At 64.3% G+C, this 24964-nt stretch carries 24 protein-coding genes; 11 read left to right on the top strand and 13 right to left on the bottom strand.

Annotated elements, in window-relative coordinates; all coding sequences use genetic code 11:
* Position 1: 1 nt before the first annotated feature.
* The gene (locus tag ACU0B3_RS07115; protein WP_446260127.1) at positions 2-523 is read right to left on the bottom strand and encodes an FxsA family protein; all 522 of its coding nucleotides are present in this window, start codon (positions 521-523) and stop codon (positions 2-4) included.
* 120 nt (positions 524-643) lie between these two features.
* On the opposite strand from ACU0B3_RS07115, the gene ACU0B3_RS07110 reads away from it, so the two are divergent.
* Genes ACU0B3_RS07110 through ACU0B3_RS07100 form a run of 3 tightly spaced genes read left to right on the top strand, consistent with a single transcriptional unit; the run spans position 644 to position 2930 of the window.
* Positions 644-1306 (top strand): Tim44/TimA family putative adaptor protein, encoded by a 663-nt coding sequence (locus ACU0B3_RS07110; protein ID WP_446260126.1) that lies wholly within the window; start codon positions 644-646, stop codon positions 1304-1306.
* On the top strand, positions 1303-2349 hold the full coding sequence (gene mltA, locus ACU0B3_RS07105) for a murein transglycosylase A (protein WP_446260125.1): 1047 nt from the start codon (positions 1303-1305) through the stop codon (positions 2347-2349). Before ACU0B3_RS07110 ends, mltA begins: the two co-directional genes overlap by 4 nt.
* Complete coding sequence (locus ACU0B3_RS07100; protein WP_446260124.1) at positions 2349-2930, top strand: Smr/MutS family protein; 582 nt, start codon at positions 2349-2351, stop codon at positions 2928-2930. Before mltA ends, ACU0B3_RS07100 begins: the two co-directional genes overlap by 1 nt.
* Here ACU0B3_RS07100 and ACU0B3_RS07095 read toward each other — a convergent pair.
* Complete coding sequence (locus ACU0B3_RS07095) at positions 2914-4149, bottom strand: MFS transporter (RefSeq protein ID WP_446260123.1); 1236 nt, start codon at positions 4147-4149, stop codon at positions 2914-2916. The two genes, ACU0B3_RS07100 and ACU0B3_RS07095, sit on opposite strands and share 17 nt — an antisense overlap.
* Positions 4150-4257: 108 nt before the next feature.
* Here ACU0B3_RS07095 and ACU0B3_RS07090 point away from each other — a divergent pair, with 108 nt between their 5' ends.
* Entirely contained in the window at positions 4258-4716 is a 459-nt protein-coding gene (locus ACU0B3_RS07090) for a c-type cytochrome (protein WP_446260122.1), read from the top strand.
* 119 nt (positions 4717-4835) lie between these two features.
* Complete coding sequence (locus ACU0B3_RS07085) at positions 4836-6164, top strand: UDP-glucose dehydrogenase family protein (protein ID WP_446260121.1); 1329 nt, start codon at positions 4836-4838, stop codon at positions 6162-6164.
* Positions 6165-6185: 21 nt separating this feature from the next.
* Here ACU0B3_RS07085 and ACU0B3_RS07080 read toward each other — a convergent pair whose 3' ends face one another.
* Complete coding sequence (locus ACU0B3_RS07080; RefSeq protein WP_446260120.1) at positions 6186-7187, bottom strand: polysaccharide biosynthesis/export family protein; 1002 nt, start codon at positions 7185-7187, stop codon at positions 6186-6188.
* Positions 7188-7444: 257 nt separating this feature from the next.
* On the opposite strand from ACU0B3_RS07080, the gene ACU0B3_RS07075 reads away from it, so the two are divergent.
* Together ACU0B3_RS07075 and ACU0B3_RS07070 are read left to right on the top strand one after the other, a co-directional pair.
* Positions 7445-8248, top strand: coding sequence for an NAD-dependent epimerase/dehydratase family protein (locus tag ACU0B3_RS07075; protein ID WP_446260119.1), 804 nt, complete (start codon positions 7445-7447; stop codon positions 8246-8248).
* Positions 8245-8868, top strand: coding sequence for a sugar transferase (locus ACU0B3_RS07070; protein ID WP_446260118.1), 624 nt, complete (start codon positions 8245-8247; stop codon positions 8866-8868). The genes ACU0B3_RS07075 and ACU0B3_RS07070 overlap by 4 nt, the downstream gene beginning before the upstream one ends.
* On the opposite strand, the gene ACU0B3_RS07065 is transcribed toward ACU0B3_RS07070, so the two are convergent.
* From ACU0B3_RS07065 to gyrB, 3 genes are all read right to left on the bottom strand, one after another.
* Positions 8865-9524, bottom strand: a complete 660-nt coding sequence (locus ACU0B3_RS07065) for a YjbF family lipoprotein (protein ID WP_446260117.1) — start codon at positions 9522-9524, stop codon at positions 8865-8867. The two genes, ACU0B3_RS07070 and ACU0B3_RS07065, sit on opposite strands and share 4 nt — an antisense overlap.
* Positions 9521-11665 (bottom strand): YjbH domain-containing protein, encoded by a 2145-nt coding sequence (locus tag ACU0B3_RS07060; RefSeq protein WP_446260116.1) that lies wholly within the window; start codon positions 11663-11665, stop codon positions 9521-9523. The genes ACU0B3_RS07065 and ACU0B3_RS07060 overlap by 4 nt, the downstream gene beginning before the upstream one ends.
* Positions 11666-11803: 138 nt before the next feature.
* Positions 11804-14221: a DNA topoisomerase (ATP-hydrolyzing) subunit B gene (gene gyrB, locus ACU0B3_RS07055; protein ID WP_446260115.1), complete on the bottom strand. Its 2418-nt coding sequence runs from the start codon at positions 14219-14221 to the stop codon at positions 11804-11806.
* Positions 14222-14320: 99 nt separating this feature from the next.
* Here gyrB and ACU0B3_RS07050 point away from each other — a divergent pair, with 99 nt between their 5' ends.
* The gene (locus tag ACU0B3_RS07050; protein WP_446260114.1) at positions 14321-14974 is read left to right on the top strand and encodes a DUF2848 domain-containing protein; all 654 of its coding nucleotides are present in this window, start codon (positions 14321-14323) and stop codon (positions 14972-14974) included.
* 2 nt (positions 14975-14976) lie between these two features.
* Here ACU0B3_RS07050 and recF read toward each other — a convergent pair whose 3' ends face one another.
* The 6 genes from recF to mutM form a co-directional block, all read right to left on the bottom strand.
* Positions 14977-16074, bottom strand: coding sequence for a DNA replication/repair protein RecF (gene recF, locus ACU0B3_RS07045; protein ID WP_446260113.1), 1098 nt, complete (start codon positions 16072-16074; stop codon positions 14977-14979).
* A 43-nt stretch (positions 16075-16117) separates the two neighbouring features.
* Positions 16118-17236, bottom strand: a complete 1119-nt coding sequence (gene dnaN / locus ACU0B3_RS07040) for a DNA polymerase III subunit beta (protein WP_446260112.1) — start codon at positions 17234-17236, stop codon at positions 16118-16120.
* 111 nt (positions 17237-17347) lie between these two features.
* The gene (gene dnaA, locus ACU0B3_RS07035) at positions 17348-18721 is read right to left on the bottom strand and encodes a chromosomal replication initiator protein DnaA (RefSeq protein ID WP_446260111.1); all 1374 of its coding nucleotides are present in this window, start codon (positions 18719-18721) and stop codon (positions 17348-17350) included.
* A 440-nt stretch (positions 18722-19161) separates the two neighbouring features.
* The gene (gene rpsT, locus ACU0B3_RS07030; RefSeq protein WP_446260110.1) at positions 19162-19425 is read right to left on the bottom strand and encodes a 30S ribosomal protein S20; all 264 of its coding nucleotides are present in this window, start codon (positions 19423-19425) and stop codon (positions 19162-19164) included.
* Between the two features lie 98 nt (positions 19426-19523).
* Positions 19524-20300, bottom strand: coding sequence for an enoyl-CoA hydratase-related protein (locus tag ACU0B3_RS07025; RefSeq protein WP_446260109.1), 777 nt, complete (start codon positions 20298-20300; stop codon positions 19524-19526).
* A gap of 64 nt (positions 20301-20364) precedes the next feature.
* Positions 20365-21216 carry a bifunctional DNA-formamidopyrimidine glycosylase/DNA-(apurinic or apyrimidinic site) lyase gene (gene mutM / locus ACU0B3_RS07020; protein WP_446260108.1) on the bottom strand — a complete coding sequence of 284 codons (852 nt, stop codon included), beginning with the start codon at positions 21214-21216 and terminating at the stop codon, positions 20365-20367.
* A gap of 141 nt (positions 21217-21357) precedes the next feature.
* Here mutM and ubiE point away from each other — a divergent pair, with 141 nt between their 5' ends.
* The 3 genes from ubiE to ACU0B3_RS07005 are packed head-to-tail and all read left to right on the top strand — an operon-like array spanning position 21358 to position 24716.
* Positions 21358-22104 carry a bifunctional demethylmenaquinone methyltransferase/2-methoxy-6-polyprenyl-1,4-benzoquinol methylase UbiE gene (gene ubiE / locus ACU0B3_RS07015; protein ID WP_446260107.1) on the top strand — a complete coding sequence of 249 codons (747 nt, stop codon included), beginning with the start codon at positions 21358-21360 and terminating at the stop codon, positions 22102-22104.
* Positions 22105-22142: 38 nt separating this feature from the next.
* Positions 22143-23681, top strand: coding sequence for a 2-polyprenylphenol 6-hydroxylase (gene ubiB / locus ACU0B3_RS07010; protein ID WP_446260106.1), 1539 nt, complete (start codon positions 22143-22145; stop codon positions 23679-23681).
* 18 nt (positions 23682-23699) lie between these two features.
* Positions 23700-24716 carry an NAD-dependent epimerase/dehydratase family protein gene (locus ACU0B3_RS07005; RefSeq protein ID WP_446260105.1) on the top strand — a complete coding sequence of 339 codons (1017 nt, stop codon included), beginning with the start codon at positions 23700-23702 and terminating at the stop codon, positions 24714-24716.
* Positions 24717-24718: 2 nt separating this feature from the next.
* On the opposite strand, the gene ACU0B3_RS07000 is transcribed toward ACU0B3_RS07005, so the two are convergent.
* Positions 24719-24934 carry a hypothetical protein gene (locus tag ACU0B3_RS07000; protein WP_446260104.1) on the bottom strand — a complete coding sequence of 72 codons (216 nt, stop codon included), beginning with the start codon at positions 24932-24934 and terminating at the stop codon, positions 24719-24721.
* Positions 24935-24964: the final 30 nt, after the last annotated feature.

Here is a 24964-nt window from a genome sequence, read left to right as displayed (position 1 = left end):
CTCAATGCTTGGTCCAGCCCGAAGGGCGGTGCGTCGGACGTTTGACCTCGGGCGGCTCCACGTCCGGCTGCGGCTCTTCCCGCACCTCCGTGAAGTCCCCGTCGATCACGTCGCTCTGCCGCGGTTGCGGTCCACGCGGGTTCGGCTGCGCTTGATCCCCCATTGGCATCGCGTGCATCGTGATCCGCTGCTTGGCAAACTTGATCACGGCATCGCGCACCGGCGGCAGCAGCAGCGAAAACCCGACGGCGTCCGTAAAGAACCCCGGCGTCAGCAGCAGCGCCCCGGCAAACAGGATCATCGCCCCGTGCGCCAGAGGCCCGCTCGGATCCTGCAACTGCGAGAGCGAGCCGCGCAGCTGGCCCAGCGCCAGCGCGCCTTGCGCCCGCACCAGAAGCGTCCCGGCAATCGCCGTCAGCACCACGATTCCCAGCGTCGGCCACAGGCCAATTGCTCCGCCAATCTGAATAAACAGGGCGATCTCAATGAGCGGGACCATCAGGAAAGCAAGAAACAGCCACATGGGCAGGCTCCAAAAGCAAGGAAGCGATCACGTCGCAGTGGGCTGTGGTGGACTTGGCCCGCCACGCAACTTACATAGTGACCCGTTGCCGTCCTTTCCATGCGCTCAACGAGGCTCCGTATGAATTCGCCGCTTTTGCAACTTTTGGTTTTGGCCGGGATTGCCGTGTTTCTCATTCTGCGGCTGAAATCCGTGCTTGGCACGCGCGAGGGGTTTGAAAAGCCGCCCGCGGACGCGCCTGCTACCGCGGGCCCGTCGCGCCAGCGCAGTTTCGAGGTGATCGAGGGCGGGCCCGATCCCGACATCGTCGACCACGTCCCCGCAGGCAGCCCCGCCGCCGAGGCGCTCGCCCAGATGAAGGGCGCAGAGCCAAGCTTTGGCGTGTCCGACTTCCTCGGCGGCGCGCGCGGGGCCTACGAGATGATCCTGATGGGGTTCGAGCGCGGCGACATGGCTGAGATCAAGCCGTTCCTCTCTGACGACGTTTACGAGAGCTTCGCCGAGGTTGTGGAAAACCGCGAGCAACAGGGCCTGAAGGTTGAGGCTGAGTTTGTCGGAGTTCGCGAACTTTCGCTAACCGATGCGGAATTTGACCCTGCCACCAGCATTGGCGAGGTCACTGTCAAATTCATCGGCGAGATGACCTCCGTCGTGCGCGACGCAGGCGGGACCATCGTCGAGGGCGAGCCGGGCAAGATCAAACGCCAAAAGGACGTCTGGACCTTTGCGCGCACGATGGGCGCGGACGATCCCAATTGGCAGCTGGTCGCCACGGGCGAATGAAACGCGCGCTCGGCGCGGCTTGGGTTGTCCTTTGCGTGGCGGTGACGGGTATGGCGGACGAAGCGAAAGCCACCGACGTCACCCACGCGATCCTCGATTTCGACCAGCTGGACGGCTGGGCGGAGGATGACCACGACGCCGCGCTCGACGTGTTCCGCAACACTTGCCCCGACCTCAGGACCGCCGACTGGCAATCGCTCTGTGCGGCGGCCTTTGACCAGACCAACGGACGCGCGTTCTTCGAACTCTTCTTTCGCCCGGTCCTGATCGAGGACGGCAGGGACGCCATGTTCACCGGGTATTTCGAGCCCGAGCTGAACGGCAGCCGCACCCGCACCGAGCGCTATAGATACCCCGTACACGCCCTACCCGCCGAGGCGCGCAGCGGACGCTGGATCAGCCGCCGCGATATCCTCGAAAGCAACATCCTCGACGGACGCGGGCTCGAAATCGCCTGGGTCGACGACCCGGTCGAGCTTTTCTTCCTGCAAATTCAGGGCTCTGGACGCATCCGTTTGCCCGACGGCGGTCGCATCCGCGTTGGCTACGGCGGCAAAAACGGACACGAATACCGCTCCGTCGGGCAGGAGCTTGTCCGCCGCGGCATCTACGCGCCCCATCAGGTCTCCGCAGAGGTGATCAAGAATTGGGTGGCCCGTAACGGCACAGCCGGCGAAGAACTCCTCTACCACAACCCCAGCTACGTCTTTTTCCGCGAGGTCAGCCAGGTGCCCGCTGACAAGGGCCCCCTCGGCGCGATGAATCGCTCGATCACCGACATGCGCTCCATCGCGGTCGACCCAAAGTTCGTGACCCTCGGCGCACCTGTCTGGATTGAAAAGGACGGCGTCGACCCGCTCAGGCGTCTGATGATCGCGCAGGACACCGGCTCCGCGATCAAGGGCGCCCAGCGCGCGGACGTGTTTGTCGGGACCGGCGACGCCGCAGGCCGCAAGGCCGGTCGCATGCGCGATCCCGGACGCATGGTTGTGCTCATGCCGATCCAGCGCGCCTACGCCCTTTTGCCCGAGGCGATCCAGTGATGCCGCGCAAGCTGCGTCCCGACGAGGTCGAGCTCTGGAACAAGGTCGCCGCCACTACCGAGCGTGGCGTCCTGCCGCCAATGCCAACCACGGGTGCGCGCCAGTCGCCCGCGAAACCAAAACCCACGCTCAAGCCACGGCTTGACCCGTTCGAGCTTGGCAGCGCCGCGCTCCCCCTTGCCGAAGTGCACCAGACAACCCGCCGCATGCGGGACCGCTTGTCATCTGCGCCCGTCGCGATGGACGCCCGCACCCATGGCAAGATGAAACGGGGCAAGCTCAAGCCCGAAGCGCGCATCGACCTGCACGGCATGACGCAGGCGGACGCGCATCCCGCGCTGATCGGCTTCGTGCTCAAGGCGCACGCCTCGGGCAAACGGCTGGTGCTGGTGATCACCGGCAAGGGCTCCCCGGACGAGGCCGCCTGGCCGATCCCCCGCCGGCGCGGCGTGTTGCGCCAGCTGGTCCCGGACTGGCTACGACAGGGTCCCTGCGGACGTGTCGTGCTGCAGGTGGTTCCGGCGCATCTGCGCCATGGCGGGGACGGCGCTTACTACGTCTATCTCAAGCGGCAGCGGTAGCCGGCAGATCGCGCGCAGCACGGCGGATGGCGACCACGATCAGCACCGCGCAGACCGCAAAATAGACACTAAACCCGCCGAACTGCGTCTCGAGCCCGACCCCCGCATCCAGCATCACGCCCGAGATGCCGGGCCCGACCGCGGAGCCAAACACCATCACCGCCGTCGCCAGCGCCTTGATCGCGCCGATGTGACGGGTGCCGTAAAATTCGGACCAGAACGCCGTCGGCACCGTGGCCGTCGCCCCCGCGCCAATGCCGAACACGACGAGCCCGAGCAGGATGCCCGGCACCCCATCCGCATAGGCGAAGATCGCAAAGGCACCGATGAACGGCAGCAACACCAGCGGCATCAGGCGCGCAGTCCCAACCTGATCGAGCGCCCAACCCCAAAACAACATCGCGCCCATCGAGACCAGCGGAAAGAGGGGAAAGAGCGTCGTCAGCTCCAAGTGCGTCAGCGCCTTGGCCTCCGCAAACGGCACCTGCTGGAAAAAGAAGACAGTGCCGAACGCCGAAATCCCCGCGATCATTGGCAGCACGCTCCAGAACAGCGGGTGGCGCAGCGCCTCCGCCCGTGTCCAGAACCGCGCGTTCATCCCCGTCTGCGCCGTCTCTTCGGCCATCGCGGCAGGCGTGCGCTCCTCGGTCAGCAGGCGGCGCAGCACCAGCGCCCCCAGCACTGCGATCCCTGCGGCGGCCACCCAGATCAGGCGAAAGTCGAACGCCTGCATCAACGCCACGCACAGCACCGGCAAAGCCCCCTCGCCCACCGAAAATCCCAGCGCGGCAATCGCGAGCGCCCGCCCTCGCGTCGCCACGAACCAGCGCGCCATCGCCACTGCCGCCATGTGCGAACACATGCCCTGGCCAAAGAACCGCAGCGCAAAGATCACCAGCGGGAGTAACCAGACCGACGGGTTCGCGGCCATCGCCAGACAGGACACCGCCAGCCCGAGCAGGATCGCAACGCCCAGCGCGCGCACGCGGTACCTGTCCGCAAGTCCCCCCGCCCAGACCATGACCGCCGCCGAGCTGAGCGTGCCGATCGTGTAGATCCCGCCCCAGGCTCCGTGCGACAGCTCAAAGTCAGCCCTGAGGGCGCCCGCAAAGATCGCGATGAAATAGGTCTGCCCGAACCCCGACAGAAAGGTCAGCAACGCACCCGCCCCGAGCCAGCGCGCATTTGCTCCCAGAAATGTGAAGAATCCCGCCTGCATCACGATGGTGACTTGCCTTGGAAAATGATTGGAATACTTAACACTGGCGAAAAAACGCACCCGCGTGAATGTGGGTGAGGGATAACATACAGTCTCACGAGGTGTAGAATGAAAACTCAGATTGCGATGCTGATGACGACGCTCGTTCTTGCGACCCCAGTGATGGCCGACGGTCATGCAACAGGGGATGCGGCAGAGGGAGAAAAGGTCTTCCGCAAGTGCAAATCGTGCCACATGATCGTCGATGCCGACGGCAACGACATCCAAAAGGGCGGCCGCACCGGCCCGAACCTTTATGGCATCTACCAGCGCCAGCCCGGCTCGGTCGAGGACTTCCGCTATGGCGACTCGCTCGTCGAGGCCGGTGAAGTGCTCGAAGGCGGCTGGGATGAAGAGAACTTCGTCGCCTACGTCGCGGACCCTCGCGGCTGGCTGCGTGAAACGCTCGACGACAACGGCGCACGCTCGAAGATGTCCTTCCGCTTGCGTGACGAGGACGACGCCAAGAACCTCTGGGCGTACCTTGTCTCCGTCGGCCCGGAAGTGACCGAAGCCAGCGACAGCTGATCCATAAACAATCATGTGCGGGTGTTCGCTGATGCGGCGCCCGCGCAGCGCTTCGGCGACATTGATCCTCCGGCCCGATTGCGGCATAGACCCCGCATTGATCGAGCAAGAGGGCTCCCATGAAAATTGCAATGATTGGAACCGGCTACGTTGGGCTGGTGTCTGGCGTTTGTTTTTCTGATTTCGGTCACGACGTCGTCTGCGTCGACAAGGACGCGACCAAAATCGACAAGCTGCACCGCGGCGAGGTACCGATCTACGAGCCTGGCCTCGACACGCTCATGGCGCGCAACGTCGAAGCGGGCCGCCTGACCTTCACGCTTGATCTTGCCGAGGCCATAGATGGCGCGGACGCGGTGTTCATCGCCGTCGGCACACCCACCCGGCGCGGTGACGGCCACGCGGACCTGCGTTTTGTCATGGCCGCCGCCGAAGAGATCGCGCGGACGGCCAAGGATTACATCGTCATCGTGACCAAATCGACGGTCCCGGTTGGCACCAATCGGCAGGTCAAGGAGGTCGTGGCCAAGGCCAACCCGGACCTCGATTTCGATGTCGCCTCCAACCCCGAGTTCCTGCGCGAAGGTGCCGCGATCGAGGATTTCATGAAGCCCGACCGCGTCGTCGTGGGTGTCGAAACCGACCGCGCCGCCGGCGTCATGGCCGACATTTACCGCCCGCTCTACCTGCGCGAATTCCCGATCATCACGACCGACCTCGAGTCCGCCGAGATGATCAAGTACGCGGCGAATGCCTTCCTCGCGACCAAGATCACGTTCATCAACGAGATCGCTGCATTGTGCGAACGCACAGGCGCCGACGTCAAACAAGTGTCCAAAGGCATGGGAATGGACAACCGCATCGGCAACCGCTTCCTACACGCCGGTCCCGGATATGGCGGGTCGTGTTTTCCCAAGGACACCAAGGCACTTGCCCGCATCGGTCAGGACAACGCAGTCCCCATGCACATCACAGAGTCGGTCATCACGGTGAACGAAGAGGTCAAACGCCGCATGATTGACAAGGTCCGCGACCTCTGTGGCGGGTCGTTCAACGGCAAGACGATCGCCGTGCTTGGCGTGACGTTCAAACCCAACACCGACGACATGCGCGACGCCCCATCGCTCACGCTGGTCCCGGCACTGGTTGGGGGCGGTGCGTCCGTCAAAGCCACTGACCCGCAAGGCAAGCACGAAGGTGAGGCTCTGCTCCCCAGCGTGACGTGGTGCGCGGATGCCTACGAGGCAGCGACGGACGCCGACGTTATCGTCATGCTCACGGAATGGAACGAATTCCGCGCGCTCAACCTCAAGCGGATTGCCTCGCTCATGGCGTCGGCGCGCATGGCCGATCTACGCAATATGTATGAGGCGTCCGATGTCGGTGACGCTGGTTTTCAGTCTTACGTCGCCGTCGGCCGTCCCGGCTTCGGACCCGGATCGCACTAAGTATCAAGTGCCCCAGGCAGCCTAGTTCGTCGCTGCCTGGATCGCGTTGTTCGCACCCAGAACCGCCCCGAACAAGGCCAGCGCTGCGCGGGTTTGTACCGCCGGCGCTTCGGTGGCGAGCACTGTGTCGTTCGGGTTGATCTCGAAATTGCGCGCCGCGAACAGCCCGTCCGCCGTCGTCAGATCGAAAGAAAAGATCACGTGCGGATGCGTCGGACCCGAGCCGTCCGAGCGCACGGCCTCCAGCGGGTACTCCCGCAAGACCAGCAGACCCTTGGGATCGGCGCGCGCGTCCAGCAGACCACCCATCAGCGACACCGCCTCCAGCGCCGTCACGTGATCCTTGGGAAAGTAGATCAGGTCTTCCTTCCCGGACGCGCCAATCGCCATAAAGCTGCGCTCGTCTTCGGTCACGATAACCTTGTCACCGCCAACCAGACGCGTGTTCTTGTCCGCGCTCGCAAAGAGCGTGTCCGCGCGGATTTCAAACGTCTTGGACCCCCGGATCAGCCGCACCAGCGGATTGCGCAGCGCGTCACTGATCCCGCCGCCTTTGGCGATCAATCCCAGCACGGAAAAGTTCTGGTTCGGCATCGGGTACGAGCCCGGCGCGCCAACACCACTCACCAGATCAACCGAATTCCCCACACCAGCTGACATGTTCAGCTGCACCTGCGCCGACGGCACCACCGGCTGCAGCCGTGTCTGGATCCGCCGCCGCGCCTGGTCCGGCGTCAGGCCGCTGATCTTGACCGTGTTGATGTACGGCACAAAGATCGCGCCACCCGAGGACACCTCGAGCCCGTCCATCCGCACTGCCTTCTCCGCTTCACTTGTGAGCAGGGAGTTCAGCTGGCTGTCCCAGATCACAAGGTCGATACGGTCACCGGGACGCACGATCCGCGCATTGTACCCATGCGACGCTGCCAGCCAACGGTAGTGACCTTTCCAGCCGGTGACCGGCCAGGCACTGACAACTGGGATCTGCGCCCGGGTGACCTGCACCAGATCGACCGTCGGCATCTCGGACTCGGCGTCCTTGATAATCTCACGTTCTAACGCCGCGCCACGTGGCAATCCACACGCGGCCAGGAAAATCAAAAGGCAAGAAGCAAGAAATGCGCGCAGGGTGACCCTCATCACCTGACCCCCTAAATATCTTTGTGGGAGCATATTGCGCTCCACCGCCTTGTTTTTTCTTGAGTGATAGACACAAGTGCGCGCTTTCGGCAAGTTGCCCACAAGGGTGTGGACAATTTTGTGGCGGGTTCGTGGCAAACATGCGGCTGCTCTGTCTCGGGGCAAATGGAACGGTGGCGCAGAGCGTGATCCCCGCGCTGCGCGCGCTGGGCGCAGATTGCGTGACCGTCGCGCGGACTGGACCGGCGGATCGCGTGTGGGGGCAGGGTAACCCGATCCCAAATCTCGAGCCTTGCGACGCAGTGATTGCGTTCTGGGGCGTGGTGTCGAACGACCCGCCAAAGGCGCAGTGCAACACCAATCTCGCCCTCGCCACCATGCAATGGGCAGCCGAAGCGCAGGCAAACCGCGTTTTGCACTTTTCATCCGCCGCCGTGTACCCCGCATCCGATACGCCGCACGTCGAGGACACCCCCCTCGCTCCCGCGTCCATCTACGGCCAAGCCAAACACGCGATGGAGGACGCCGTTCTGCGCGCAAGGGACCCAAAGCAGACCGTCCTCCGACTCGGAAATGTCGTCGGCGCCGATTCACTGAAAGGCCCCCTGACGCAAGGACGCGCGACACTGCACCAGTTCCCGGATGGCACCACGCCGCTGCGCAGCTACATCGCGCCCGGCGACCTCGCGCGCGTGCTGCTCGCCCTTGCAGGCGCCCCGCAACTTCCACCCGTCCTCAACGTCGCAGCGCCCGAGCCCATCACCATGGGTGACCTCGTGCAAGCCGATGGCATCACACCGGTATTCACGCCCGCCCCCGAAAACGCGCAACAGCGCGCGTGCCTCGACACCGCCCGGTTGACCCGTGCAATCGGGCAAGTCTGCACCGCGATCACACCCACACAGATGATCGCCGACTGGCGCAGGTGGAGCCCCCATACATGACCCCGGCCAAACGCGTTTTCGACATCGTCGCAGCGCTCGCGCTCAGCCTTCTGCTGCTGCCGTTGGTGCTGGTGCTCTCCGCGCTGATCCTGCTGCGCGACGGACGGCCGATCTTTTATGTGTCCGAACGGATGAAGGACCCGGTGACACCGTTTAACCTCATCAAGTTTCGCACGATGACCACCGATACGCAGGACCGCGGCGTGTCGGGCGGGGACAAGGCGCACCGGATCACCCGGACCGGTGCAATGATGCGCGCCAAACGCCTCGATGAAATCCCGCAGCTTTGGAACATCCTGCGCGGCGACATCAGCTTTGTCGGCCCGCGCCCGCCGCTGCGCCGCTACGTGGACCTGCGCCCGGACCTTTATGCCGAAGTGCTGAAGTCACGCCCGGGTGTGACAGGTCTGGCGACCCTCGCCTTCCACCGGCGCGAAGAAGAGCTATTGGCCACCTGTGCCACTGCCGACGAGACCGAAAACGTCTACGTCCGGCGCTGCGTGCCGACCAAGGCGCGGCTCGACCTAATCTACGCCCGCAATCGGTCGCTGTGCTACGATGTGCAGCTGATGGTGGCGACGGTGTTCCGCCGCGTGCCTTTACGCAAAAGGCGCGCTTAGTCGCGCAGCAGAACCAGCGACGCCATGCCGTTGGTGAAGCCGAGCCATTGCTGCGAGGCGAGCACCTGGCCCTGTGCATTCACCGCAAAGGTGTTCTCGAACGAGCCGCTTTTCGACGCGCACGCCTCCCGCATGCCCTGCAGCCCGCCTTGGGAGACTTGCCGCGAGACGGTGCATTGAAAGGTGAACTCCGCCGTCTGATCGTCGCCTGTCAGGAACCGCATCTTGCGGATCGAAGTCCCTTCCTGCCGCGCCGCGACGAGGTTCAGCGTCTGGTCCAGATCGGCGGACATCAGGTCCCCGCCTAGCCCGCGCGTGCCGGTGACAAACCCGTTCTTGACCACAACTGCCTGCCGCCCGCCCGTGGCGTAGGTGCGGTAGGCCAGGTTGCGCTCGATCTGGATGATCGGCACTTGCTGCCCGGATTTTTCGGGCGTGAAGAGCATAACCGAGTTCGGCGTCGCCGCCAGCACACGCCCCATGTCTTCCGGTGTCATCGCAGCCGGAGGCGGCGCGTCCTGCGACACGCGCGCGAGCTGCACCAGCCCCTTGATCAGCCCTTGGGTGGCTTGGGTATCGGCCTCGTTCCCGCAAGCGGTCAATGCGCCCAGCGCGAGGGACAGAACGGCGATGCGCAGTTTCGACACGCGGATCATCTCCAGAACCTCCCCCAGCTCTTCTCCATGTCGGGGCGGTGGTAGTCCCGCACCCGTTCGTAGAGGCGCCCGCCCACGTCGAGTTTCGCACCCCCGTCGCGGGTGAGCGACTGGATGACCACGTCGTTGGTGCGGCGGCTCGGGGTGCCGGTCGCCCAGCCCAGCGGGATGGTGACGCGGATGCCCTTGTCGAACGAGCCCTCGCCGAAATCCTCGGCGCTGACATCGGTAAAGGTCGCGTAGGCGCCCACGCGCCAGCCGTTGCCGAATTCGCGGTCCAGCGCCACCGTCGCGCCGCGGTCGCCGGCCAGGTACTGCCCTACGTCGAGCTGACCGTGGTAGCCGTTGCCGAAATCGTAGTAGGCCGACAGATGCCCGGTGATCAGCGTGCAATCCTCGAAGTTTTCGTTCGCAACCAGATCGTCGCAATCCCCCAGGCCAAAGCCCTGATCGTAATCGCGCTGACGCACGGCATTGACCTCGGCGCCCAGCGCCAGACGCGAATTGACCGGTTTCCACAGCACCTCGGCCGAGGCGCCCGCGTACATCGGCTCGAGATAGCCGATCGTGGCCCGGCCATAGAATTCAGGACCCAGCCGCGTGTAGCCCGTCAGCGTCAGATGCTCGAGCGTGGTGTCCCCCGAGTTGGAGAACCGGTTAAAATTCGTCCGCACCCGCGGCAGGACCGAGTTCGACGGACGCTCGATCGAATCGAGGTCCCCGCCCAGCCGCTGTGTGACCGAGCCGGACGCGACGAGGTTGGGCGTGAATTCGTACCGTGCCTTGAGCCGTGCTCCGACGTCCGCGCGCACAGGGCTGTCAGGGTCAAAGACCGACAGGCTCAGGTAGGGCGACAGCGACCAGCGGAACTTGGGGTAGACATCCGTGTCGAGCTCCGGCGTCTGGCCAAACGCGTCGGTAAAGACCGCACGCTCCAGCATCGCGGTCGCCTTGGCGTTCTCGAGGTTCTCCAGATCGCCGCGTTGCAGGGTGATCGCCGACAGCGCGAGCCCGTTCACGACCGGGATGATCACGAATTCGCTGACCGAATCCGGCACCAGCCGCGTCATGATCCGCGCCGCGCGCCCCACAGCCTGCGCCGAAGACTGGTACGTCCCGTTGCGCATCCGCAGAACTGCACGGCGGCCATCGCTTTCAAATCCCTGATACTCGAGCCCGTCACGCGCCAGTGACGTCTTGAGCGCCTGGCGCACGGAGGTCTGCGTGTTTGGCTCGGTCACCCAACCCAGATCGCGCGCGGCGACCGCGTCACGGCGTTGCACCGGGTTCGGCGCGGTCTCAACCCCGCCTGGCACGCGGGCCAGTTTGGGATTGGTGTGCAACGTGAACTGCGCGCCGATCTCTGCTCCGTAGGCATAGTAGAACGACAGCTGGTTGCCGCGCTTGAACCGGTAGTCGAGGCCAAAGTTCCAGTCGGATTGACGCTCGAACCCGCCATCTTCGGTCTCGAGGTCATAGGCGTCGGAGGAATACTCCGCCTTGAGCGTGAGCCGGTCGTTCGGGCTGTAGCTGATCCCGCCAAAGCCCGCGACATCGCCGCGGAACCAGCGGTCGTAGGTCGGCACGCCGCCTTCGGCCAAGAGGTCATCCGGGCGGGTCCCGGTGTTCCCGAACGCTCCGTTCGAGCCGAGCCGCCCCCAGCCGATGCCGCCCGTCAGCGACAGGCCCGGCACGACCTCCTTGGTGGCCACGATGTACTCGGCGCCGTAAAGTCCCGTCCCGATGGCGTCCTGCAGACCGATCACGACGCTCGGCCAGTATTGCCCTTCCTTGAGCACCTGATAGCGCACGTCAAAGCTGCGGTCATAATACACGCCATCGACCGAGCCACCGATCGGCAGCTCGCGAATGGCCGAATACCGGAACGCCCCCTGCAAGCGCGGCGCGATCTGAAAGGCCAGCGTCGTGCGGGTGTTGTTGCCAAAGTTGCTGATCGTCGTTGACAGCGTCGCATCTGGCGCCATGCGCGCGTTCGGCATGTCGATCAGACCCGGCACCCCGTAGAGCGAGAAACTGGTCGGTCGCTCCTGCGCCATCCCGGCCGAGGCCATCAGCGCCAGCGACACCGAAGAGACAAAGCAAACCGAGCGTGTGCGCCGCGAAAAGATCGAATTGGCCATGGCTGAAAGGTCCAGTCACCGAGCAAGGTCAAACCTGCGGTACGGCAGATCCGGGGCCAAGTCTATCGCCCTGCTCGCTTTGTGCGCAAACTTGTGGACAAAGCGCCGCAGATTCCGCGGGTTTCCGCCAAGATCCTGTCAAAAATCCAGGTTCTCCACGCTCAGTGCGTTCTCCTGGATAAAGGCGCGGCGCGGTTCGACCACGTCGCCCATCAGCTTGGTAAAGAGGTCGTCCGCCTCCGCCATATCCTCCACCCGCACTTGCAGAAGCGTGCGCGCGTCGGGGTCGAGCGTCGTCTCCCACAGCTGGTCGGGGTTCATCTCGCCCAGACCCTTGTAGCGTTGCAGCTGGTTGCCCTTTTCCCCCTCTTCGAGGATCGCCTGCAGCAGCGTCAGCGGTCCGTGGATCACCTGATGCCGCTCCTTGCGGTGCAGCATGGCGGGGGCGTTGTAGACGTCCTGCAGCGACTTGGTAAACGAGCCGGTCTTGCGCGCCTCGCCCGAGCGCAGCATGGGCCCGTCGAGCGTGCGCACCTCTTCGACCCCGCGCAGGATCCGCGCCAGACGAATCCCTTTGTCCTGCGTGATCCGTCCCATCCAGCCGCGCTCGTATTCCAGCGCGATCAGGTCGAGCCGCTGCGCCACCTTGTCGGCCACGCCTTGCAGGTCCGAATCCACCGCGCCCGGCACAAACGCGCCGGCAATCGCCGCCTGTTCGAGGATGTGCCGCGGATAATGCGTCGGGAAGGCGTCGAGCACGCGTTTCAGCTGCCGCGCCTCCTCGACCACGCGCACAAGGTCCTGGCCGACGATCTCTTCACCGCTGGCCAGCCGCAGCACCGCGCCGTCGGTGCCTTGCTGGATCAGGTAGTCGTCGAGCGCCGCCTGATCCTTGAGGTACACCTCGGACCGCCCCCGCGTGACTTTGAAGAGGGGCGGTTGCGCAATGTAGAGGTACCCGCCCTCGATCAGCTCCGGCATCTGCCGGTAAAAGAACGTGAGCAGCAGCGTGCGAATGTGCGCGCCGTCCACGTCGGCGTCGGTCATGATGACGATCTTGTGGTAGCGCAGCTTATCGATGTTGAACTCGTCGCGCCCGATCCCGGTGCCCAGCGCCATCACCAGGTTGCCGATCTCCTGGCTCGACAGCATCCGGTCGAACCGCGCCCGCTCGACGTTCAGGATTTTACCGCGCAAAGGCAGGACCGCCTGCGTGCGCCGGTCGCGTCCGGTCTGCGCCGAGCCGCCCGCGCTGTCCCCCTCGACGAGGAAGACTTCGGTCTTGGACGGGTCCTTTTCCGAGCAATCCTTGAGCTTGCCGGCGAGAAAGTTCACGTCCATCGCCGTCTTGCGCCGGGTCAGCTCACGGGCCTTGCGCGCGGCTTCGCGGGCCAGCGCGGCCTCGACGATCTTGCCCACGATCATCTTGGCCTCGTTCGGGTTCTCCTCGAACCACTCGCTCAGCTTTTCTCCGACCAGCCCTTCGACGGCAGGGCGCACTTCGGAGGACACCAGCTTGTCCTTGGTCTGGCTGCTGAACTTGGGGTCCGGCACCTTGACCGACAGCACGCAGGTCAGTCCCTCGCGCGCATCGTCGCCGGTAAAATTCACCTTCTCGCGTTTGGCGATCCCGCTTTCCTGCGCGTATTTCTGGATCACCCGCGTCAGCGCGCCGCGAAAGCCCGCCATGTGCGTGCCGCCGTCGCGTTGTGGAATGTTGTTGGTAAACGGCAGGACGTTCTCGTGGTAGCTGTCGTTCCACCACATCGCGACTTCGACCCCGATGTCGTCCTTTTCGCCGACCACGTGGATCGGTTCGGGCATCATCGGCGATTTCGAACGGTCGAGGTATTTCACGAACTCCTTGACCCCGCCCTCGTAAAACAGCTCCGTGCTGAGCGGCTCTGCCGGGCGCTCGTCTTCGAGGATGATGCGCACTCCAGAGTTGAGGAACGCCAGCTCGCGCAGCCGTTTTTCGAGCGTCTCGAACGAATAGTCGAGGTTGCTGAACGTGTCCGTCGACGCGAGAAACCTCACCTCGGTCCCGGTCTCGCCATCGGCGTCGCCGACGACCTTGAGGTGCTCCGCCGTCTCGCCATGCTCGAACCGTGCCACGTGCTCCTTTCCGTTGCGCCAGACGCGCAGCTCGAGCCAGACGCTGAGAGCGTTCACGACCGACACACCGACGCCGTGCAGACCGCCGGAAACCTTGTACGAGTTGCTGTCGAATTTGCCGCCCGCATGCAGCTGGGTCATGATGACCTCCGCGGCCGAGACGCCCTCTTCCTCGTGGATGTCGACCGGAATGCCGCGCCCGTTGTCGCGCACTGAAACGCTGCTGTCGGCGTGGATTTTCACCCGCACAAAGTCGGCGTGCCCGGCCAAAGCTTCGTCGATGCCATTGTCCACGACCTCGTAGACCATGTGGTGCAGGCCCGAGCCGTCGTCGGTGTCCCCGATATACATGCCGGGGCGCCTGCGAACCGCCTCCAAGCCTTTGAGAACCTTGATGGAATCAGCGCCGTACTCGGTGCTGTTTTGCTCGACGTCGGACATGGATGCCCTTTCTTTGAATTTATGCCATTTTATACAAGGGAGTGGGGGCAATGTCACGCGCACCCACCGGATTTTGTGCAAGTCGATCAGGGGGATGCGATGCAGTTCACAACCGAGGAAGGCCCGCTCGAGATTGCCGTGGACCGTATGGTGGTGGCAGGCTGGACCGGGCGCGACGCGGCAGGCGTCCAGCACCACATCGAAGAGCTTACCGCGCTGGGCGTTGCGCCTCCGTCGCAGGTGCCGCTGTACTATCAAGTGTCCGGTCAGATGCTCACGCAGGTCGCCGTTTTGACGGTGGTCGGGGCGCAGACGTCGGGCGAGGCGGAGCCATTGCTTGTGCAGTCGGGAGGTGAGCTGTGGCTCGGTCTGGGGTCGGACCATACGGACCGTGCGTTGGAGGCCACGTCAGTCGCGCTCTCAAAGCAAATATGCGGCAAGCCGGTGGCCAAGGAACTGTGGCGGTTTGCGGATGTGGCGGATCGGCTCGACACGCTCGAGTTGCGCGCGTGGATCATGGAGGATGGCGCCTGGACGCCGTATCAGGAAGGCACGCTCGCCGCGATCCGTCCGCTGGGCGACCTGCTGGCGGGCGCCGATCTGGGCGATCCGGGCGTGATGCTGTGCGGCACGCTGCCGGCGATTGGTGGTGTTCGGGCGGCCTCTGCGTTCAAGGCGTCGCTGACGGACCCGGCCACCGGGCGACAGCTGTCGATGGAGTACAAGATCATAACATTGCCGGAAGTTGCGTAAAGTTAGCCGCTTATGGCGCTGATGCCGTCCGCTTCTGTCACTTCGACAAGCTGCGCGCGTCCGTCAAAGGCGTCAAAAAGCTCGGGGCCTGTGCCGGTCATCCATGCCTGTGCGCCGAGCTCGCAAATCTCGTCGTAGAGCGCCGCGCGCCGGCCCGCGTCGAGATGGGCGGCGACCTCGTCGAGGAGCAGCAGTGGCGGCGTGCCGATCATGGCGGTGAGCGCGCGGGCGTTCGACAGGATCAGTGATAGCAGCAACGCCTTTTGCTCACCGGTGGAGCAATCGCGGGCGGGCACGCCTTTGGCCGCATACACGCCCTGCAGATCACAGCGGTGGGGCCCCACCAGCGTGCGCCCGGCGGCAACGTCTCGGAGCCGCGAGTCCTGCAGCGCCTGCGCGAAGTCCTCGGCCGTGTCTGGCAGCTCGGCGTCGATGGCAACCAGCGCGAGATCGGCAGCGGGGAAGGCGGTAGTGGCGCCCTGTTGCGCCTCCGCAAGCGCGGTGAGCGTCGCTTGACGGTTGTGGTGCAGCGCGGTGCCGCTGCCGGCCATCTGCGCCTCCAAGGCGCGGTACCAATGGGCGTCGCGCACCTGGTCCTTGAGCAGGCGATTGCGCTCGCGCATCGCCTTTTCGTAGGTCAGCGCGTGTTGCGCGTGGTCGGGAAAGAGGCTGAGCGCCGCGCGGTCGAGAAAGCGACGCCGCCCTTCCGCCCCCTCGATCCAGAGGCGATCCATTGCTGGGATGAGCCAGAGCACCCGCACTTGGCTCGCCAGATCGAGTTGCGAGGCCGGCTTGTCGTCGATCTTGATCTGCCGGGCGGCGCCGGCGTCGGACCACGTCTCCACCTCGAAATGGCGGGGACCTCGGGCAAGGGTTGCTTTGAGCTTCCACCCTAAGCCTTCGGGACGGCGCACCATGTCGGCGGCGGAGGCACGGCGGAGGCCACGTCCGGCGGACAGCAGCGAGACGGCCTCGATCAGGTTGGTCTTGCCCGCGCCGTTGGCACCGTAAAGCGCGACGGGCCGCGTGTCACAGCTGAGCCGCGCGACGTGGTGCGAGCGGAAATGCGAGAGCGTGAGGGATGTGACCGACAGCGACATGAGCGGGCGCCGTACAGAATTTTCTTGCGAAAATTCTGCTGCGTCAGACCCGCATCGGCATGACGACGTAGATGGCGGAGGTGTCGTTGCCCTCACGCATCAGCGTCGGATCGCCGGACGAGTTGAAGAGGAACACCGCGTTCTCGCGGTCCACCTGGTTGGCGATCTCGAGCAGGTACTTGGCGTTGAACCCGATCTCGAGCCGGTCGTCGCCGTACCTGACATTGATTTCTTCATGTGCCGCACCACTGTCCGGCGCGTTCACAGATAGGATTAGACGATCATCGTCTAATGTCATTTTCACTGCTCGAGAACGTTCAGAAGAGACGGTCGCAACCCGATCGACAGCCTTTGCGAATTCACTTGCTTCTACCTCCAACTCTCGTGTGTTCCCGGTGGGGATGACGCGGCTGTAGTCGGGGAACGTGCCGTCGATCACCTTGGAGGTGAGCGTGATCTCTTCGGTGGCAAAGCGCACTTTGGTCTCGCTGACGGACACCGCGATGGGTTTGTCGTCGCCGTCGAGGAGCTTGCGCAGCTCGCCCACGGTTTTGCGGGGCACGATCACGCCGGGCATGGTGTCTGCGCCGGACGGAAGCGCAGCGTCGATGCGGGCGAGGCGGTGGCCGTCGGTGGCCACGCAGCGCAGCTTTGGGCCGTCCTCGGTCGTGGCGACGTGCATGTAGACGCCGTTGAGGTAGTACCGCGTCTCCTCCGTCGAAATGGCGAATTTCGATTTGTCGAAGAGCCGGCGCAGCACGTCCGATTTGGCGGAAAAGTTGGCGGCGTATTCCGAGGAGGCCATCACGGGGAAGTCCTCTTTCGGCAAGGTGGCCAGCTGGAAGTTCGAGCGTCCGGCCTCGACCGTGAGTCGTCCCGAGCCGGGCTCTTCGGTCAGAGTCACGAGCGCGCCGTCGGGCAGCTTGCGGACGATCTCGTGCAGGGTCACGGCGCTGACGGTGGTCGCGCCGGCGCGTTCGACCATCGCGGCGGTCTGGTCCACGACTTCGATGTCGAGGTCGGTGGCGCGGAACTGGACGGTGTTCTCGGCGGCCTCGATCAGCACGTTCGCGAGGATCGGGATCGTGTTGCGACGCTCGACAACCGACTGTGCCTGGGACACCGCCCCGAGCAGCGTTGCGCGTTCGATGCTGACCTTCATCCCTGTCCCTCCAGACGGCCTTGGGAGCGCAACTTTAGAAGATCCGCAGGGCGTGCCAAGCGAAAACGCGCGCCGTGTGGGGCGCGCGTGTCAAAGCGTGGTTGTGGTGCGTCAGCCTTCGAGCGAGCGGCGCAGGATCTCGATGTCCTCGCCGATCTGCGGGTCGCTGATGCGCAGCTCTTCGATCCGTTTGACGCCGTGCATGACGGTGGTGTGGTCGCGTCCGCCAAAGCGGCGGCCGATTTCGGGTAGGGACCGCGTCGTCAGCTTTTTGCAGAGCCACATCGCCACCTGGCGGGGGCGGGCAAAGGCGCGCAGGCGCTTGGGTCCGATCATGTCGCTGAGGCGGATGTTGAAATGCTCCGCCACCTTGCGCTGGATCTCCTCGACGGTGATCTTGCGTTCGGAGGCGCGGATGACATCCGCGAGGCAGTCCTGCGTCAGCTCCATCGTGATCGGTTTGCCGACAAGCGAGGCAAAGGCAAAGAGCCGCGTCAGCGCGCCTTCGAGCACGCGCACGTTCGAGGTGATGCGGTGCGCCAGGAACTCGAGCACGCCGTCGTCGAGCGACACGTCCGGGTAGTTGGCCTCCTGCGTGCGCACCTTGGATTGCAGAATGCCAAGCCGCAGCTCGTAGTCGGTCGGGTGCAGGTCCACGATCAGACCCGATTGCAGGCGCGACTTGATCCGGTTCTCCAGATCCTTGATTTCGCCCGGAGCGCGGTCCGCCGAGATGATGATCTGCTTTTGCTGGTCCACAAGCGCGTTGAAGGTGTGGAAAAATTCCTCCTGCGTGGAATCCTTGCCGGCGATGAACTGCACGTCATCGACCATCAGCACGTCGACAGAGCGGAACATTTCCTTGAAATCCATGGTGGTCTTGTCGCGGATCGCCTGCACGAACCGGTACATGAACTGCTCGGCGGAAAGGTAGAGCACGTTGAGCTCGGGGCGTTCGGTCTTCAGCTTGTGCGCGATGGCGTGCATCAGGTGTGTCTTGCCGAGGCCGACGCCGCCATAGAGGAAAAGCGGGTTGAAGGTCACCGGACCCCCTTCGGCGACACGCTGAGAGGCGGCATAGGCCAGCTCGTTCGGCTTACCGACGATGAACGTGTCGAACGTGAAACGATCATCGAGGGGGGCAGAAAGCATGGTGTCGGACCTCTTGGACGGCTTGCGGGCAGGCGCGGGTTTGGCGGTGGGAGCGGCGGAGGGGGCGGTAGGCTTGTTCACCGCAGGACGGTCCGAGGGGACCTCGAACGCGACGCGGCGCACGTCCGTGCCTTGTGCGCTCAGCTGGTAGAGCAGCAGGTCGCCAAAGTTCTGCGAGACGTAGTTTCCGAGGAAGGTGGTCGGCACCAGAAAGGTCGCCACCCCGTCACTGATCCCGTCGAATTCGAGCGGCTTGATCCAGTTCGCGTAATTGTTCTTGCCTACCGTGTCCTGCAGTGCCGGCTGCAAGGCCCCCCATTGATCGTGCGTCATCCCAGTCCTCTGCGTTTCTTATGCCGTGCGCCACCTGCCGCAGGTGACACCGACTTTGCCTGTCGACGCAAAACACGCAGCTACCCTACCGGGCTCTGGCGCAGAGCCGGTGACCGCGATGCGGAACGGGTAAAGTCAGCAGCTTGGGTAGAGGTGGAAGAGCGCTGGTTCGTGCTGTCGGTCCCACTGACAACAGCAAACAAAGGTGCCTCGCGGCATGCTCTCGTGACCCCTACGCCCCCCAGCGTGATGTGAATCGATGGACTAGAGTTAGCAACTCGTCTGCGGACGGGGCAACAGACCTTTGCGCTTGACTCAGGTTGGACCCAAGAGAATCTCCGCCCTTATTTTGTTAACGTTTGAGGCGAATATTTTGACTCGCCAACAAAAAAAGGCAGCGCTCGTTTCCGAGCGCCGCCCTGCAAAAATTTTCACCGGTTTTAGCCGAGTGCCTTGATCCGCGAGGACAGGCGGGAGACTTTCCGGGAGGCGGTGTTTTTATGATACACCCCTTTGGTCACGCCGCGCATCAGCTCGGGCTGTGCGGCTTTCAAAGCGGCTTCGGCGGCGGACTTGTCGCCCGACGCGATGGCCTCTTCGACTTTGCGCAGGAAGGTGCGGATGCGCGAGCGGCGCGCCTTGTTCACGGCGAAGCGTTTGTCGTTCTGACGGGCCCGCTTCTTGGCCTGAGGCGAATTTGCCATGTTGTCTCGTCCCAATGAAAGGTTGGTGCGGTAGTGTGAGCGCGCCGCGTACCGCGCGCCCTGCGTCGAGTCAACCGTTCATGGGATGGCAGCCGGGATCACTTGTCCCGGAACTGCGCCTCGCGCTTTTCGACAAAGGCGTTCATGCCTTCGGTCTGGTCCTCGGAGGCAAAGAGCGCGTGGAACGCGCGCCGTTCAAAGAGGATGCCCTCGCTGAGGCTGCCTTCGTCGGTGCGGTTGACGCACTCCTTGACGACCCGCGCGGTCAGCATGGATTTCTCGGCGATCCGCTCGGCGGCGCCGCGCGCCTCCTCCATCAGTTTCTTGGCGGGCACGACGCGGCTGACGAGGCCCGACCGCTCGGCCTCCTCGGCGTCCATGAACCGTCCGGTCAGGTGCATGTCCATCGACTTGGCCTTGCCGACGGCGTGCGTCAGGCGCTGGCTGCCGCCGATCCCGGCGACGACGCCGAGGTTGATCTCGGGCTGGCCGAACTTGGCGTTGTCCGCCGCGATGATGAAGTCGCACATCATGGCGACCTCGCAGCCGCCGCCGAGTGCATAGCCCGCGACGGCGGCGATGATCGGCTTGCGCACCCGGACGAAGTCGTCGTGGAAGTCGCCAAAGAGGTTGGTGTTGTGCACCTCGCAGAACGTCTTGTCCGCCATCTCCGAGATGTCCGCGCCGGCGGCAAATGCCTTGGACGAGCCGGTCAGCACGATGCAGCGCACCTTGTCGTTCCGGTCGGCGTCCCGCAGCGCGTCGATCAATTCAGCCAGAAGCTGGCCGTTGAGCGCGTTCAGGGCATCGGGGCGGTTGAGGGTGACGGTGCAGATATGGTCTTCGATCTCGACGTTGATCGTCTCGTAGGCCATGGGCGCGGCTCGCGTTTGTTGCTGTCAGGACGTCAGAGTTAGCAGCCGAAATGCGGCGCGCAAGTTATCTTTGGCATTGCGCGCAGTAGAAGCTCGACCGCCCGGACTGCACGATTCGCTTGACCGTTCCGGTGCACCCATCGCGGGTGCAGGGCTGCCCCTCTTGGCCGTAGACGGCAAAGGAGTGTTGGAAATATCCAAGCTCTCCATCGGCTTGGCGGTAGTCGCGCAGCGAGGATCCGCCCGCCTCGATCGCCTCGGTGAGCACGTCGCGGATGATCGGCACCAGCGATGCGACGCGCGATTTGCCGATCTTTCCGGCCTTGCGGGTGGGTGAAATTCCCGCGCGAAAGAGCGCCTCGCAGACGTAAATGTTACCGAGCCCGGCCACGATCCGTTGGTCCAGCAGCGCCGATTTCACTGGTGTGTTGCGATTCTGGAACGCCTTGATGAGCACCTCTTCGTTAAAGGCATTCCCGAGTGGTTCAGGTCCCAGCTTGGCGAGCAGCGGATGCGCCGTCTCGTCGCCGGTCGGCAAAAGGTCCATCGCCCCGAACCGCCGTGCGTCATTGAACGTCACGCGGGTGCCGTCCGCCATGTCCCACACCACGTGGTCGTGCGCGACGCGGGTCGGGTGGTCGTGCACGAATTTACCCAAGGGATCGCCCGAGATCGTCATGCGCCCGGACATCCCCAGATGCACCAGCAGGCTCTCGCCTGACGCCAAATCGATCAGGATGTACTTGGACCGGCGCCGGATGGCCCGCACGCCTTGGCCTGTCAAACGCGCCGCCATGCCGTCGGGGAAGGGCCAGCGCAGGTCCGGGCGGCGCACTTCGGCGCGGGCGATCGTCCCGCCCTCCATGACGGAGGCGAGGCCACGGCGCACGGTTTCGACTTCGGGCAATTCGGGCATCCGTGGTCTATTCCACGCGCGCCGCGCAAAGCCAAGGCGGGCCTGCGACACCGGAGGCGTTTGACGATTTGTCTCCCGCACCCATCTGTGTCAGGGACACCGGGCAGAGTGGCCCCTGTTTCACACGGAAAGACCCCAGCGATGACCGACGACCGCACCACCCATTTCGGCACCCGCACCGTGCGCGAGGACGACAAGGCGGGCATGGTGCAGGGCGTCTTCAACTCGGTGGCGTCCAAGTACGACATCATGAACGACGTCATGTCCGTGGGCATTCACCGGATCTGGAAAGACGCGATGATGGACTGGCTCGCGCCGCGTCCGGGGCAAAGGCTGCTCGACGTGGCGGGCGGGACCGGGGACATCTCCTTCCGGTTTCTCAAGCGCGCTGGGCGGGGTCACGCGACAGTTCTGGACCTCACCGAGCCGATGCTGGTCGAGGGCCGCCAGCGCGCCGAGGCGGAGGCGATGCCGGACAGCCTCGACTGGGTGGTGGGCGACGCGATGGCGCTGCCGTTTCCAGACAATAGCTTTGACGTCTACACGATCAGCTTTGGCATTCGGAACGTGACCCGCCCGCAGGAGGCGCTGAACGAGGCGTTCCGCGTGCTGAAGCCCGGCGGGCGTCTCATGGTGCTGGAGTTCAGCCAGATCCCGAATGACATGATGCAAAAAGCGTACGACCTTTACTCCTTTAACGTGATCCCGCGCATGGGCCAGCTGATCGCCAATGATCGCGACAGCTACCAGTACCTGGTGGAATCCATCCGCCAGTTCCCGGATCAGGAGACCTTTCTCGGGATGGTACGCCAGGCGGGCTTTGATCAGGCCAAGTACCGCAACCTATCGATGGGCATCGCGTGCCTGCATTCGGGGTGGAAGCTATGACCGCGCCGCTCGTCCGCCCGGCTGGGCGGCCTCGCTAGATGCGCGGGCCGCATAATATCATCCGCCTCGTGCGGACGGGGGCGACGCTGGTGCGGACGGGCGCGATGAACGTCGTGCTCGACGCGTTCAAGGCGCCGCCGCCCCTGCGCGCTGTGGCGTGGGTGCTGGGCTGGCCGTTCCAGTGGCTGGGCTACAAGGGTGATCCGTCGATGCCGCCCGCGACCCGCGCGCTGACGGCGCTGGGCCCAGCCTATATCAAGTTCGGTCAGGTTCTCTCGACCCGTCCTGACGTGGTCGGCGATGAGCTGGCTTTGCAGCTGCGCGTCCTTCAGGACAAGCTCCCGCCGTTTTCGGTCGAGGAGGCCAAGGCCGCCGTTGCGCGTGAGCTGGAGGTCGATGCGGACGCGCTCTTTTCCAGTTTCTCGGACCCGGTCGCGGCGGCCTCGATTGCACAGGTCCACAAGGCGACGCTGCGCGAGACGGGCGAGACGGTTGCGGTCAAGGTGCTGCGCCCCGGCATCGAAAAGGCGTTCCGCAAGGATGTCGATGCCTTTTACCTTGCCGCGCGGATCATCGAGATGGCCGCCCCTCAGGCACGCCGTCTGCGCCCGATGGATGTGATCGAACACTTTGACGGCGTGGTGCAGGGAGAGCTGGACCTGCGGCTCGAAAGCTCGGCTGCAAGCGAGTTTGCGGCGAACACGGCCAACGATCAGGGCTTCCAGCTGCCGCGCATCATGTGGCCTTACTCCGGCAAGCGCGTGATGACGCTGGGTTGGGCCGAAGGCGTGCCGATGGGCGACAACGCCGCCATCGACGCGGCGGGGCACGACCGTCGGGTGCTGGCGGCACGGGTGCTCGACCTCTTTCTCAACCACGCGCTGCGGGACGGCTACTTCCACGCCGACATGCACCAGGGCAACCTCAAGGTCGCGCCGAACGGGGACATCATTGCCTATGATTTCGGGATCATGGGCCATATCGACGAGTACACCCGCCGGGTCTATGCCGAGATCCTGTTCGGGTTTATCCGCAAGGATTACAAACGCGTCGCCGAGGTGCATTTCGAGGCGGGCTATGTGCCGCCCGACAAGGACGTGGACGAGTTCGCCCGGGCCTTGCGCGCCGTGGGCGAGCCGATCTTCGGCATGGACGCGACCAAGATCAGCATGGGTCGGCTCCTCGCCTACCTCTTTGAGGTGACCGAGCGGTTCGGGATGGAGACGCGGACCGAGCTGATCCTCCTGCAACGGACGATGGTGGTGGTCGAGGGCGTGGCGCGCTCGCTCGATCCCTACATGAACATCTGGCAGGTCGCGCAGCCGGTGGTGGAAGACTACATCCGCAAATCCATCGGTCCCGCCGCCGTCGTGAGTGATTTGACCAAAACGGCACTGGTGCTCACGCGCTTTGGTCCCCGCCTGCCGGGGTTGGTGCAGGACGCGCTCTTGCGCCAGGCGACGCCCGAGCCGCCGAAAAAGCCGCGCACGTCGTTGCGCGCGCGGCTCCTCTGGGGCACGCTTGGGATCGCCGCGGGGGTGATCGGCAGTTCGGCCATTCACCTGTGGGCGCTGTGATCCCGGAGGACGCGTTTCATGTCTGAGCTTCGCACCGCGCTCGTGACCGGGGCGGCGGGTTTCATCGGCTACCACCTGAGCCTGCGTTTGCTGAAAGAGGGGTGGCGCGTGGTCGGGCTCGACAACATGTCGCCGTACTACGATCCCGCGCTCAAGGATGACCGTTTGGCGGCGCTTGAGGCGTATGAGGCGTTTGTGCCGGCGATTGCGGCGGTCGAGGAACCGGGTGTGCTGGCGTCGCTGATGGAGGAGTACTGTCCCGAGATCGTCGTGCACCTCGCCGCGCAAGCCGGCGTGCGGTATTCGATCGAGGCGCCGCGCAGTTATGTGCAGGCCAACCTTTGCGGAACGTTTGAAGTTCTCGAGGCTGCACGTGCTTACAAACCCCAACATCTGCTCATCGCGTCCACAAGTTCTGCTTACGGCGCGAACACTGAAATGCCGTATCGCGAGACAATGCAGGCCGATCACCAGATGTCGTTTTACGCCGCCACCAAGCGCGCGACGGAGGCGATGGCGCATTCCTACGCGCATCTTTACGACATCCCGACGACGATGTTCCGCTTTTTCACTGTCTACGGACCGTGGGGGCGGCCTGACATGGCGCTCTTCAAGTTCGTGTCCGCGGCGCTCAAGGGCCAGCCCATCGACGTCTACAACAACGGGGAGATGCGGCGCGACTTTACGTATGTGGCCGATCTGGTGGAGGGGATTTGCCGCCTATCGGAAGCCGTCCCAAAGGTGGGCGAGCGCCACGGCGCAGCGGACACCCTGTCCCCGGTGGCACCCTGGCGGGTGGTCAACATCGGCAATGGCGCGCCTGTTCCGCTGTTGGATTTCATCGCGGCGATCGAGGACGCGCTGGGCCTTGAGATCGCGCGTAACCTGATGCCGATGCAGGCGGGCGACGTGCCGGCAACCTGGGCGGCCACGACATTGCTCACCGGGCTCGTGGGCGAGTTGCCGCGTACGGACCTGTCGGTGGGTGTCGGGGAGTTCGTGCGTTGGTACCGCGCGCGGTACCGGGAGAACTGACCTCAGTCGGTGCCGGAGGCCGAGGCCACCGCGATGGCGAGGAATGCCAGACCCAGCGCGATGTAGATCGGATCGATCTCCGCCCCGGACGTCGCGATGAACGGATCAAGATCAGGCGCAGGTTTTGCCTCGTCGGCCATTGACGACGAGGCGCAGAACGCGGCAAGGATCAGGGTGGTCAGTCGCAGCATCGAATATCTCGCGTGGCAGATCTCCATCTACACAGCCTTTGCGTGTTTGGCCAAGGG

The sequence above is a fragment of the Pseudaestuariivita sp. genome (genome assembly GCF_052825805.1).
The sequence above is the reverse complement of the archived record's forward strand: the minus strand, read 5'-3'. Positions and strand labels throughout refer to the sequence as shown.